This window comes from Streptomyces sp. NPDC032721, from assembly GCF_055579625.1.
Window position 1 is genome coordinate 1 of sequence record NZ_JBVIMX010000051.1, and the last position, 13,032, is coordinate 13,032.

A 13,032-nucleotide genomic window follows, 5' to 3' on the forward strand; every position below is an offset into this window, starting at 1 on the left:
ACGCCAACCAGGCAACTACCTGGCGTTTCTCGGACTTGCCGCCGCCCTCTGCTGCTACAAACGGCTCCTCAAACTGGCCATGTAGGACACGGTCTTAGTCGGGTTCTCGTTTCGCCCAGTAGGATTTACGGGCAGCTATCGCGATAGGGCAAGGTCGGTAGACGGCGGTTCCACTCTGCGGGGGTAAGTGAATTGCCCGTGGTCTGGCAGAGCTGGCGGACCGCGTCGTCAGCTTTCATAGGCCACAGGCGTGTGGTCCCATCGTCGCCAGAGCTGACCAGGACGCGTGCGTCGGAGTTGATGGCCAGCGATGTGACTGGACGAGTGTGTCCCGTCAGGGCCTGGCCGAGAGGCTCGGGGCGGTTGAGTGAGGACAAGTCCCATAGCCGGATCTTCTGGTCGTCGCTGGCGCTGGCGAGCGCACGGCCATCGCGTGCTACGGCCATGGCGCGGACGCCATCGTCGTGGCCGGTCAGGGGTTTCCCAATCGGGGTGAGTCGGTTCGGGTGGCTCACGTTCCACAAACGGATGCTGCCATCGAAGTCCGCTGTCACCAGGGTGCGACCCTTGGGCAAGAATTGGAGGTCAGTGAGGCCAGCCTTCCCCACGCGCACCTTTGTGAGTTCATGAGGTCGCGCAGGGTTGGTGACGTCCCACAGCCGCAGGAAGGAAGGATCGATGGCCGCGAGAAGGCGGCCATCAGGGCTGAAGGACAGCGCGTGCACCCTGTCTTCGTGATTCGCCTTCAAGACGTCAATCGGACCGATGAGAGGCTTCCCTAATGGCGTGGGGCGGCCGGGGCGAGAGATGTCATAGAGAGCCATGCGTTCTTCTTCCGCCACGGCCAGAGTCTTGCGGTCGGGGCTGAAGGACACGGAGAGCAGGTTCGAAAGCTTGCTGTAGGCGGTGATCGTACCCAGTGGTTGAGGGTGACTAAGGTGCGTGGTATCCCATAGCCGCACGCCGCCGCGCGGTGTGCCGCCTCCCCCAGCAGCCAGGAGACGTCCGTCCGGACTGAACGTGACGTGGTGGTACTCGAATGGCGACGCGCTGTTATTGCCGTTCTTGTCCCGCCTGGGGTCTATGAGCGGGGCGCTGATCTGTCGCGTCTTCGTAGCGGTTGAGGTGTCCCACAGGCGCACCTTGCCGTCCCAGGTCGCGCTGGCCACTACGTCTTGCGTGGGATGGCTGGCCAGTGAGGCGACCTGGCCAGCACGCCCTGGAAGCAGCCCGTCAGGCAACCGCCACAGGAGAACTTCCCCGTTGTTGCTGCCGCTCGCCATCTGCCGACCGTCCGCGCTGAACTGCACGTCCCAGACCGTGTGATGCTGGTTATGTCCGGTAAGTGGTGGTGTATAAGGGGTGGGGGCGTCGATGTCCGTGCCATTCCACAGCTGCACCATGGCATCGCCGCCCACGCTAGCCAGCATGGTCCCGTCCGGGCTGAAAGCGACCTGTTTTACAGCATCGTCATGGCCCACCAGGCTCTTGGGACGCAACTTCGGGCGAGTGCGGGTGGTGACGTCCCACAACCGCACATCCTGATCTGCGCTAGCTAGCGTTTTGCCGTTGGGACTGAAAGCAAGCGACACGGAGCCATTCTTGTGCTCGTCATATGGCCTCTCGTACGGCTGCTTGAACGGTTTGCCAACGACTTTCGGAGGACGCTGGTCGGCCGTTTCCCACAGCGAAAGGGTGCCGCCCAGGCCCTCGGATGTGGCCAGTGTGCTGCCGTCTGGGCTGAAGACCGCGGCATGAACGAATGCGGAGTCGGGCGGAGGACGCCGGAGCGGCCGGGGATCTGTCGGACGAGTGATGTCCCATACCCATAGTCCCTCAACGCCGGCCGCGACGAGAGTGCGGCCCGACGGGCTGAAGGCCACGGTATACACGGACGGGCTGAACGCCGTGATGCGGTGCGCGTATGCACGCAGAGGGCTGCTGATCAGGGTGGGGTTGGCGGGATCGTCCATGTCCCACAGGCGCAACCCGTCGTCGCCGCCCGTGGCAAGCATGCGACCGTCAGAGCTAAAACTAACGTCACGAACCCACTTGTCCCCAGTGCGCAGCGGCTCCAATTGCCGCGTGCGAGGCGCGGGGGCGAGGCTCCACAGACGTACCGTGCCGTCCGAGCACGCACTGACGAGCAGCTTCCCATTGGGTGAGAAGGCCACCGCATTGATCGGCTCGGACGTACCTGTCAACTTAATGGCCTGCGGGGTGCTGGCGTCTGTGACTAGTCGGCTGGTGAGGACGGCATTGTCGTGACCATTCGGCCGGTGGCCATACGCCGCGAGATCGAGCTGCGCGGCCTCGGACGGCTGTGAGAGCCGCAGCCGGTCGGCTTCCGCCATGAGTTGCTGGAAGACAGCCATGTCCCGTTCGGTCCGTGCCTGGGACCGCTGGTGGAATGCGACGACGGCAGCGGTAGAGGCGATAAGCGCCAAGACGGTCAACAGAGCAATCATCGTGCGCCGGACGCGCGCGGCGCGCCGTTGGTGCTGCACGGCCGCGCTGAGAAAGGTACTTGCTGTAGGGCTGACCTGTTCGTGGTCGGCGGTGGCCCGCCAAGCGCGCACTTGTTCCAGCTTCACTCCGCGGTACAGCAGCCCGGTATCGCACCCGTCGCGCTTCCAGACCGCGGCATCCTCCTCGAGGTCCTGCTGGATGAGTAGACCGGCACGATCGGCCTCGATCCATGTGCGCAACCGGGGCCAGGCTCGCAGCAGCACTTCGTGGGTGATCTCGACGCTGTCCTGTTCCACCGTGAGCAGCCGCCCCTGGGTGAAGGCGTCGATGACGTTGGCTGCATGGGCGATGCCCTCGGCCAGATCGGTGGGGGCGACACGGCGCCGGGTGTCGTCCACACCGTCCCCGATCTTGACCAGGCGGAGGAATACAAGACGTGCCGCAGCCTGTCCGTCCGAGCCCAAGGCAGCGAAGAACTGTTCTGCGGTGTTCGCTAACGCGCGGGGGATACCGCCCGTTGAGCGGTAACCATCCACCGTGAGGGTGTGGCCGTGCCGGGCCTGCCAGGTCATACGGAGTGCGTGAGCCAGCAGCGGCAATCGCCCCGCCTCCTGGGCGCCGACGCGGTCCGCGAGACGCGCACCGATGCGCGGGACCGTGTCCGCGGTCGGGGGACTGCCGAGGTCTTGGAGGAGGACCTCCACCAAACCCGGTTCGATCTCAAGGCCAGCGGCCCTGGCGGGGAAGATGATCGCCTCCCGCGCTCCGTCCCGCGACAGCGGTCCAACGAGAACCTGTGCCTCCTGCAGGGCCGACCTGAGCTGTGGGAAGTCGGCGCAGGGGGTGTAGAAGTCCGACCGAAGCCCGCACACGGTCAGTGCGACTGGCGCTTCACCGCCGGGCCCAGGAGCGGACAATGCGGACAGTACGTCGAGGAAGGTGTGCTGTTGCGACTCGCTCTTGCATAGCGTAAACAGCTCCTCGAACTGGTCGACCACGACGATTACTCGTCGCTCGGACGGCTCCCCGACACCGTGGCCGTCAGCACTGTTTCGCAACGCTCCACGCGCCAGCGTCGTACAAGCCATCGCTCCATCACGCACAGCCTCACTCAGGCTCTGCGCGCTGATGCCAAGAACGCGGGCTAATTCTGCCGCTAGCGTGTCCAACGGTGTGCTGGTGGGGGTGAACGACAGACGCGGCCAATCGGCCGAGCCGGCCAACGGCAACCGGCCCTGCGCGACGCTGGCCAGCAATCCCGCGTGCAGCAGTGAAGACTTCCCCGCCCCGGAGGGAGCGACGACAACGAGCAAGCCGCCTCTGTCCCGTCGTTCGTCGAGGCGGGAAAGCAGCTGTGAGGTAAGTTCCGCGCGCCCGAAGAACCAGCGGGACTGTCCGGAGCTGAACGGGGCGAGCCCCGGATACGGGCACAGCGCGTCGGAACTACCCGCCGTTGCCTGGCGCAGCCGGTGCGTGCCGTCCTCAAGGTGGACGTGGAGATCCCGCTCGGCAATGTTCTGATCCCGCGCGGCCTGATAGATACGCGCCTGGTCCGCTGCCGTCGCTTGCAGCCGGGCCTGTGGGTCGTCCTCAGCGGGACCACCCGCGTGCGTCATCGCTCAGTGATGGTCTGGTCGCGTCCGCTTTGGTACACACGGCCGTGACCGGAGGCAGTAGCTTTCATCACCTGTGAGGTCACCACGTGCTGCTCCTGCGCCGAGAGAACGGGAGTGAGGTAGTCGTCCAGGAGCCCTCGGAGCTGCTCCGCAAGGGCCGGTTCGGCACGCAGCAGCAACTGCAACCGCATTTGCCAGTCCGTAACCAGGTCTTGCTCGCGATCCTCGTCGTCTTCCTCGCGCGCCACGAGCACTTGAGTATGCGCGTTTGCAAGCTCCCCGTAGATAGACTCGGCCTCGTCCGGTCGCACTGTGCGCCACCACTCGACCACCCGCATACGGGCCTGCTGCCAGGCGTCCGTGGCCATCGCGCCGATTAGAGCCGTCCCAGCCGCCACCGCAATCGGATCCATGGCACCCCTCACCGTGTCCGGCCTTCCACGGTACGCGGGAACGCTCCTGAAGGGCAGCTTCCGAACTCAGTTCTTCGCTGGGGGATTCGAGCGGACCATTGGAGAGCGATGCGGGACGATACGCGACCGCTGAGGGCGAGAAATGACCAATATCGGAGATGTCGATCTGCCACACCTTCGGCGGACTGGCCGGCGCCGACTGACGCGGGAGAAGCCCCTCTTTGAACTGCTCACGGTCGAAGCCGATCGGCAGCCCTGGTTCCTGCGGAAACGCGAGATTCCGGGCTCGATGTGCAGTCGGCCGGTCGGCCAGGGGTGCGCAATTCCGCGGGGGCGCCGTGGTCAGACGAGGAACCGCCTTCAGCGTCGACGCTGGTCACGAGATCCATTGCGCATCGAGACGTGGAACCTGATATGTAGGTCGTTTTGTCAAGTGGGCAGGGGGAGTTGGGCTCGCTAAGCGGGCCGGGGGTGGTGCTGTGGGACCGGCGGGAGGCCGGGGTGCGTGTCGTGCGACGACGCGCGGTCAGCCTGATATCCGCGGGTTGGTTACCGCATGACCGGGTGTTCGTCGGGGACAGGGCCTCCGGTCTACAACCGAGCGTGGCCCGCCAGGGGCTGCTCATAGGTTCCGCGGGCATCGTCCCTCGCGCTGACACGTTCCGGTCTCCCGCCGGCCGTTCTGTGGACCCCGTGGGGTCAGTCCTCCATCATCGCCAGGCTCCAGCACCAGCCCGCCAGTTCGCGGGCGACGGCCACGGCCGCGACGTTGGTGTTCTTCTTCCGGTCGAGAAAGGCTTGCCACCGGTGGTGGAGCCGCCGGTTGCCGAGATCGGCCCGCTGTCGCACCGGCGCGGGCGCCAGTTCCATCCGGCGGCGCAAGCTCGCCCCCGGCCCGCGGTAGGGCCGGTAGTGCTGCCACGACGCCTCCACCAGGAGCCGCCGTGCGTGCGTATTGCCGGTCGTGGTGATCGGCCCCTGGCAACGGTTGGGGCCCGAGGAGTGCTCGCTGGGCACCAGCCCGAGGTAGGCGCCGATCGTCGCGCCGGTGAACCGGTGCCAGTCACCGACCTCGACGGCCAGAGCGAATGCGGTCAGCGTGCTGACGCCGCGCAGGCAGGCCAGTCGGTGCACCACCGGAGCCCATTCGGGGCGGGCAGCCGCAGCACCGATGCGCTGGTCGAAGCGGTCACGCATCGCCTCCAGGGTGAGAACCTCGTCCATCCCTTCATCGAAGGTGAACTGGGTGTCCGGGCCGTCGAACCGCTGCTTGGACAGCCACTCGTGGTGCAGGCAGGTCCAGCCCGTCCCGCCGCGCCAGACCCGGCCCTGCCGCAGCAGCAGCTTGGAGATCCGGTTGCGGGCGCGGGCCAGGTCGCGGCGGACATCGTCCCGGCCCCGCACCAGATCGCGGGCGGTCTCCTCGGAGGGCGTCGGCACCCGCACCGCCGGGAGTTCGTCCATCCGCAGCAGCTTGGCCAGCCGCTTTGCGTCCCGCTTATCTGTTTTGATCCGGTCGCCGGCCGGCCGCTCCATCTTCGACGGGGCTGCCACCACACAGCGGATGCCGACCTCGTCCAGAGCCCGGGCCAGCACGAATCCGGTCGGTCCGGCCTCGTAGGCGACGGCGGTCGGCTGGGGCAGCCCGGCCACCCACACCATCACGTTGTGCGTCTCGGCATCGAGACGCTTGCTGAAGATCTCGCCCGTCTCACCGTCCAGTGCCCAGGCCGTCGTAGAACGGGCATGAACATCCAGACCGACCGACGTGCGCTCGGAGAACATCCGGTGCCTCCCGGTGTATGCGGCTGTACCCGCTCCACCGTGTCGGCCGGAGGCCAACGGAAGTCAACCTCTCCCCAGAACATCAGCGTTCAGAACCGACGGCGGCCACGGTTTTGGATGCTTCATACGGTCTACAGGGGGCGGGAGTAGCCGCCATCCTGCTCTGTCTCTGCGGCTTCCTGTCGCAGCACCATTGTGGTTCTTCCCGCCCAGGGCCAGTCGGTAGCCGGTTGGGGCGTCAGGCTTGGTCGGCAACCGGCCGCAGGTGGCCGCGGCCAGTACTGCGCTGTTGTTGCGACCGGAACTCCTGTGCCTCAGCCAGACGCCGCCGCGCGGTGCGGGGTGTGAGTTCCAGGCGCCGGGCAACGTCGGTGCCCTTGAGCTCGGTGCCGGTGTCCTCGGCTTCCTCCAGCCACCGGGCGACCAGGCGAACCTGGTCGTTCTTGGACGTGGCCACCGGCTCCTCGTCGTCCTGGTGCTCGGGGAGCCGGGCTGTCGCCTCGCCGGTGTCGATCGCTTCCGCGTGGCCACCGGCTAGCGCGCTTGTCTGTTCTGTGGGGCCCGGCGAGTTCTGGGCGAGGACGAACGGTGCGAACGCTTCCTGCACAGGCGCCTGCTGCCCAGTGGCCACCGTCGCGTTGTCCGTTGGCGTGACCACTGTGGCCGCTGCCGAGTTGTCGGCCACTGTGGCCACCGCCGGGTTGGCCGCCTGCGTGGCCACTGTGGCCATTGGTGCGGCCCCGCCGAAGAAGGGGTGCTCCCCCGTGGCCGCTGGCCCCTCCCCCGCCAGGTCCGCCGACCGCTGTGTGGCCGCGCCGGTGGCCGGGGCGGCCGGTGGCTCGGTGTCTGCCTGTTCGTCGGCCGTCGCACGCACGGCGGCCATGACCGGCTCCAGGGCCTCCTCGGCGACCACCCGTCCGTCAGCGTCGACGATGTTGTAGGTCTCGGCCAGGAACGCGGCGAACTGCGACGTGCTCGGAAAGCCGCCCAGCAGGCGCGCGCATTCCAGGTAGGCCCCGTAGTACGAGTCGGCCAGCTCCTCCTCCGTCAGGTCCGCCCCGTGCACAGCGTCGAGGTCGGTGGTGCGCACCGGCTCTTCGGTGAGGTCGGCGTCGGGACGGGTGTGACCGGTCTCCCGACCTTCGTCCGGTACGGCCGCAGGGGTGCTGTCATCGGCGGGCGCCGCGGCCTGGTACAGGTTCTGGCCCGTGGTCAGCGCAGGGGTGGTGGTCTTGGTCAGAGAGACGAGGGGTGCGGGCTGCTCGTCGTGCAACGGCGGCAGCAGGGCTGGTTCGATGCCCGCCGCCGCCAGGCCCACCGCCGCCGTGTCCGCCAGCGGCACGCCGATCTTCGCGAGCCGCAGCGGCATCAGTGCCTCGACCGGGGCCTTGCGCTTCCACGCCCGCCCGTACCTGGCCTGGAGCCGGGCCCGGTAGATCAGCCGGTCCTGCTCCAGCTTGATGACCTGCTCGTACGATACGCAGCTCCCACAGCTTCATCCGCCGCCACAGCTTGAACGTCGGGACCGGGGACAGCAGCCAGCGGGTCAGCCGCACGCCCTCCATGTGCTTGTCGGCGGTGATGTCCGCGATCCGGCCGATGGCATGCCGGGCCGCCTCCACCGACACCACGAACAGCACCGGGATCACCGCGTGCATGCCGACGCCCAGCGGGTCGGGCCAGGACGCCGCGCCGTTGAACGCGATCGTCGCCGCCGTCAGCAGCCACGCCGTCTGCCTCAGCAGCGGGAACGGGATCCGCATCCAGGTCAGCAGCAGGTCCAGCGCGAGCAGCACACAGATGCCCGCGTCGATGCCGATCGGGAAGACGTACGAGAAATTGCCGAAGCCCTTCTCCAGCGCCAGCTCGCGCACCGCCGCGTACGAACCCGCGAAACCGATGCCCGCGATGATCACGGCACCCGCGACCACCACACCGATCAGTATCCGGTGCGTGCGTGTCAGTTGCGGGGCACTCACTGACGCGACCTCGTCCCTGTCGAGTAGATACTGCCGCGCCGGACGCACGGCAGCGAAGATCCACCCACCCTGTCACGAGGTCCCTTCTCCACCCAACGAGTTGGAAGGATCAAGCCTCGGCGGGCCCGGACTTCAACACCACTGTGTGCAGGGGCTGGTCGGTCGTGGCCGCAGTGTTGAATGCGGGCCTGCGCTACGAAGGCCGGGAGCCCTGCGGCTGCGTCCGGGACCCCAGATTTCGCCCTCGCACTCGCGCTCAGCTGCGGGCGCGGCGCATCGTTGCTGCCCGCACGGGAATCCCACTCGCAGAGGTCATTGGACGACGAGAACCGCTTTCACCCCAGTGACCGCGATGATGGCCCAGTGAAAGAAGACCCGCCCGCACACACGCCCGTCATCCTCGGCATTGACGACCTCCGGCCGCTGCCCAGGGCCACGCGGATTGCCCGCACCAGCAGTGAAGGCATCCAGCTCCTGCACGAGCACCGCGGCATCCTCATCGACGAGCTCTGGCTCGACCATGATCTCGGCGGTGACGACACCATCTTGCCTGTGGTGTCCCTATTGGAAGAAGCAGCCTTCAACGACCGGCCGTTCCACATCGGAACGGTCTTCGTTCACAGTGCAAACCCCATTGGCGCTGAGACCGTGGTCCGGTCGCTCTCCCACTGGCGCTACAACGTCCGACGGGCGACGGCTTGAGGAACCCGACGTCGCCTCGCATGCCGGTTGCCGTGTCCCCCGACGGCAGCACGGTGTGTTCCGGCTCTAGCAACGTACGCGCCGCACGCGCCGACCAGTTCGACGACCCCGACGCCGCCCGGCGCTCTTCCCTGCCGGGCCAGGCAGTCGCTATCACGGTCGCCGCGCCCATCGGCTCACACACCACCCGCCTCGAAGAGGTCGTCCCCGCGCCCGAGCCCCGTTCCGCCTGGCCTGACCGCCCGCCTGGTCACTGCCGACGGCACCCCGGTCACCGGGGCACCCTTGCGCTTCACCTCTGCCGCCGGCCTCGACCTGGGCACCGCCACCACCGGACCCGACGGACACGTCATCCACACCGTCGACCTGTGGATTTCGGGGTCGCAGCCGTGGCGGGGGGGGCTCGGCGTATAGCCGTACCCCATGCGCCCATCGAGCCCGGAGCAGGAGTCGCGCGTCCCGAGCGACACCCTGGTGAGTGACGAGGTTGACCCGTGTCGGTCCATGCCGATCAGCCGGACGTATGTCATCGACGGAACCGGCACAGGTCGAGTAGGTGCGCACGTCATCGTCCGTGAAGGGTTCCAGCGTGAAGTAGCCTACGGCGCGGGGCAGTCGGTCGATTCGCCGCCGGGCAGAGGGCGGGTCGCACCACCGGATGCGGATTCCGGTGTTTCCGCAGGAGGCAGTGCTCATGAAATCGCGCTCCCTAAACTCCGCGAGCAGGAGACCTCTCGTGCCTAACCTGCACGTGAGCGCTGACATACGCGCCCTCCTCGGCCCCAAGGGCGTCGGCCGCGTCGCGCAGGCCGCTCTGGAAAGCGCCCAGTGCGCGACCTGCCACCAGCCGTTCACAGGCACGGGCAACGGGGTCCTACCAGTCAGTTGACGGGTCACCACAGGGTCAGGCCCTCTTCAGGTTCGGGGGCGCCGGGCAGGCCGGGCGGCACGGCCGCGGCGGCAAGCTGCTCCCAGGTGTCATACCGGCTGGCCATGGCGAACAGGAGCTGTGCCGTGGCGTACGCGTCGTAGGCGGCGCGGTGGCGGTGTGCGGGTGCCGCGCTCAGGTCCGGGCGGACGTGGTCGAGCAGGGCATCGAGGCTGTACTTGCCGAGGTTGGGGTAGGTGGCCTTGGCGAGCCGGAGGGTGTCGAGGACTCCGGCCGGCTGCCAGTGGGGCAGGTGCGCGGAGAGCGCCCGGTAGTCGACGTGGGCGTTGTGTGCGCAGATCCAGGCGGTGCCGAGCAGCGCGTACACCTGTTCTGCGATTTGCTCCCAGCCTGGTTCGCGTGTCAGCCGCTCGTTGGTGAGGCCGTGGACGCGGGCTGCGAACGGGGTGACGGGGCGCGGTGGTTGGATCAGCCACGTCCCCGCTGTGCTCGTGTCGGGCCGCCCGGTCCGTACGGGAAGGACGGCCACCTCGACCAGATCAGGCGGGTGGGTGCCGTTGCCCTCCACATCGACAACGTGGAGCGCGGGCCAGAGGGCGTAGTCCATGCTGAGGAGTATCCAGGTTCCGTGTCACGGCAGGCGTAGGGTCAGGGTGAGTGCGCCGCCACGCCCGTCACCTGCGGCAGTACCGTAGCCGCCCGCGCGTCGAACTGGGCGGCGATCTGCGAGGCGTTCGAGAAGGCACCCGCCGAAGGGTGAGCGTTCGGGTGCGGGTTGAGCCGTGACGCCACCCTCACCCCTCCTCGACCTGGAAGTCACCACGCGCCCACTCCTGAAGAACCGCCAGCATGGCCCGCGTCCCTTCGTGCGGCCCACCCACCATGAGGTCGTGCCGGGCAAGCGCCGTACGTTCCAGCAGCGCCGGGTCGATCGCCGCGAGGAACGCGGCTGCGGCGGGCCCGGGGTCAGGCGGTGTACCGACGACGACGCGCGCATACCCGTCGAAGCCGTGATGTCGAGCCGGGGAGATCCGGAGAACCAGTTCCGGATCTCGACCAGCCTCGTGATGGAGTAAGTAGGCGGAGACGGCCTTCGACACGTCGGTGCCGTCTATTTCGATGGCCCCCCGCGGTCCTTCCGACGTGATCCGCACACGGCGGCCGTCGGACTCAGTGATCGCGTCCATGCCATCGAGCCTAAACCGCCCTCCTGACAAGCCAATCGGGCGAAGAGAGCAGACCAACCCACGTCAAGGCTGCCACTACTGCGTAAGTTTATCCGTCTACTGCAACGGTTGACCCAAATCAACCCAGCAGTCGGGCTCACGGCAGTCACTGCGTCGCTTTCACTTCTCCCAATGACGTTCGCAGCACCGGCACAGGCCGCCGAGCGGCACTACCAGATAATGGCCTGTGATTTCCAGGGCAGCTCCTACGACATGGTCAACGTCCACGGCTACAACCAGCACTGGACATGGTCTTCCACTGGAAACATGCCCCTTCGTCATCAGTGGGCTTCAAATAACTGCGCCATGAAGCCTCGGTGGTGGTTTCAGGTAAATCAGCGAATGCACTTCAGCCTTCGCGACAAGTACACGAAGCGTTGGGTAAGGAAGTTGGGCCTTGACCCCTGATGTTGGACACACGAGACACTGGATCCTGAGGATCTGAGAACGGACATCTCGTGGTCATGAAGAATTACCCGCCGGAGTTCAAGGCGGACGCGGTCGCGCTGTACGAGTCGCGGCCCGATGCGACGATCAGGTCGGTCGCCGCCGATCTGGGGATCAACCCGGAGACTCTGCGGAACTGGGTGAGGGCTGCAGGAGTAAGCCGCCCGCGGGGACGCCGGACGCAGGAAGCGGTCCAGCCGCCGGCCCCGCTGGAGGCGGACAACGCGGCTTTGCGGAAGAAGGTCCGTGAGCTTGAGGAGGAACGCGAGATCCTGCGGAAGGCGGCGAAGTATTTCGCCGGGGAGACGCGCTGGTGAACCGCTTCCAGTGTGTCGCCGACCTCCACCGCCGCTACGGCGTGAAGCGGCTCTGCAGCATCCTCGGCGTTAGCCGCTCGAGCTTCTACTACTGGCGCCGGACAGGCGAGGCCCGAGCCGCCCGGCAGGCGGCCGACGCGAGGCTGGCCGCCCGGATACGGGCGGTGCACCAGGAATCGGACGGCACCTACGGAGCCCCGAGAGTCACCGCCGAGCTCCGCGAGACGAACGGTGAGACGGTCAACCACAAGAGGGTCGCCAGGATCATGCGGGCGTCCGGGATCGAAGGGGTTCGGTTGCGCCGCCGGCCCCGCACCACCGTCCCCGATCCGGCTGCGGCCAAGACTGCGGACCTGCTCGGCCGCGACTTCACTGCCATCGAGCCGAACACGAAGTACGTCGGCGACATCACCTACCTGCCTATCGACGGCGGGAAGTTCTGCTACCTGGCGACCGTCATCGACCTCGCATCGCGCCGTCTGGCCGGCTGGGCGATCGCCGACCACATGCGCGTGGATCTCGTGACCGATGCCCTGGCCGCAGCCGTCCGCACCCGCGGCAGCCTCGCCGGATCGATCATGCACACCGACCACGGAGCCCAGTACACGAGCAGAGCTTTCGCCGATGCCTGCAGGTCAGCAGGGGTTCGACGAAGCATGAGCGCGGTCGGGTCCAGCGCGGACAACGCACTCGCCGAGTCCTTCAACGCAACCTTCAAACGCGAGATCCTGCAGGGACGAAAGAGCTGGCCCACCGCGCGCGAAGCCCGACTCGACGCCTTCAGATGGCTCCACCGCTACAACACCCGGCGCCGACACTCCCGCCTCGGACAACGATCACCGATCGCCTTCGAAAACGCCTTCCACCTCACACCAACTACGCTGGCACCAGCCGCATAACCCGTGTCCAGGATTCGGGGTCAAGGCCCGTTCGCGTACGTGGCAACCGACTGCATGGACTGGGATGCTAGTACCAAGTTCTGCCACTTCTAGATAGCGTGCACATTCCCCAGTGCCCGTCTTGACTAAAAGTTGTTGCACAAGCTCCCTTAGCGGGCATCTCCCGTGTATGCGTGGGGTGTTGCGGGCTGAGGTGTTGTGGGTGGAGACCTTCACCGGGCTGCGGATGGACCGGTTCGTGAAGCTGGTGAAGGCAGTACGCGAACGCGGCGGCAACGGTCCCGGCGGCG

General features: G+C 67.1%; 9 protein-coding genes and 2 pseudogenes. 4 read left to right on the top strand and 7 right to left on the bottom strand.

Annotation, left to right across the window (positions count from 1 at the left end; translation table 11 throughout):
• Window positions 1-125 precede the first annotated feature (125 nt).
• From ACZ5PB_RS43050 to ACZ5PB_RS43065, 4 genes and pseudogenes are all read right to left on the bottom strand, one after another.
• Window positions 126-4,085 (bottom strand): nSTAND1 domain-containing NTPase, encoded by a 3,960-nt coding sequence (locus ACZ5PB_RS43050; protein ID WP_468699163.1) that lies wholly within the window; start codon window positions 4,083-4,085, stop codon window positions 126-128.
• A complete protein-coding gene (locus ACZ5PB_RS43055) occupies window positions 4,082-4,453 on the bottom strand; it encodes a hypothetical protein (protein WP_468699165.1) in 372 nt (123 codons plus the stop codon). The genes ACZ5PB_RS43050 and ACZ5PB_RS43055 overlap by 4 nt, the downstream gene beginning before the upstream one ends.
• A gap of 744 nt (window positions 4,454-5,197) precedes the next feature.
• On the bottom strand, window positions 5,198-6,283 hold the full coding sequence (locus tag ACZ5PB_RS43060) for an IS110 family RNA-guided transposase (protein WP_468699167.1): 1,086 nt from the start codon (window positions 6,281-6,283) through the stop codon (window positions 5,198-5,200).
• A 1,270-nt stretch (window positions 6,284-7,553) separates the two neighbouring features.
• Window positions 7,554-8,262, bottom strand: a pseudogene (locus ACZ5PB_RS43065) (DUF2637 domain-containing protein); the annotation flags it as partial.
• 315 nt (window positions 8,263-8,577) lie between these two features.
• Between ACZ5PB_RS43065 and ACZ5PB_RS43070 the strand changes: the two are divergent.
• Window positions 8,578-8,964, top strand: a complete 387-nt coding sequence (locus ACZ5PB_RS43070) for a cyclic-phosphate processing receiver domain-containing protein (RefSeq protein ID WP_468699168.1) — start codon at window positions 8,578-8,580, stop codon at window positions 8,962-8,964.
• Window positions 8,965-9,857: 893 nt separating this feature from the next.
• On the opposite strand, the gene ACZ5PB_RS43075 is transcribed toward ACZ5PB_RS43070, so the two are convergent.
• The 3 genes from ACZ5PB_RS43075 to ACZ5PB_RS43085 are packed head-to-tail and all read right to left on the bottom strand — an operon-like array spanning window position 9,858 to window position 11,040.
• Window positions 9,858-10,460, bottom strand: a complete 603-nt coding sequence (locus ACZ5PB_RS43075) for a 3'-5' exonuclease (RefSeq protein WP_468699169.1) — start codon at window positions 10,458-10,460, stop codon at window positions 9,858-9,860.
• Between the two features lie 41 nt (window positions 10,461-10,501).
• Window positions 10,502-10,645, bottom strand: coding sequence for a hypothetical protein (locus tag ACZ5PB_RS43080; protein WP_468699171.1), 144 nt, complete (start codon window positions 10,643-10,645; stop codon window positions 10,502-10,504).
• A gap of 2 nt (window positions 10,646-10,647) precedes the next feature.
• A complete protein-coding gene (locus ACZ5PB_RS43085; protein WP_468699172.1) occupies window positions 10,648-11,040 on the bottom strand; it encodes a hypothetical protein in 393 nt (130 codons plus the stop codon).
• 171 nt (window positions 11,041-11,211) lie between these two features.
• On the opposite strand from ACZ5PB_RS43085, the gene ACZ5PB_RS43090 reads away from it, so the two are divergent.
• From ACZ5PB_RS43090 to ACZ5PB_RS43100, 3 genes and pseudogenes are all read left to right on the top strand, one after another.
• Complete coding sequence (locus tag ACZ5PB_RS43090; RefSeq protein WP_468699174.1) at window positions 11,212-11,487, top strand: hypothetical protein; 276 nt, start codon at window positions 11,212-11,214, stop codon at window positions 11,485-11,487.
• Between the two features lie 50 nt (window positions 11,488-11,537).
• A protein-coding gene (locus ACZ5PB_RS43095) for an IS3 family transposase (RefSeq protein WP_468699175.1) occupies window positions 11,538-12,742 on the top strand; the annotation gives its coding sequence in 2 pieces (ribosomal slippage) (window positions 11,538-11,829 and window positions 11,829-12,742; 1,206 coding nt in all).
• Window positions 12,743-12,911: 169 nt separating this feature from the next.
• Window positions 12,912-13,032 (top strand): annotated as a pseudogene (locus ACZ5PB_RS43100) (IS5/IS1182 family transposase); the annotation flags it as partial.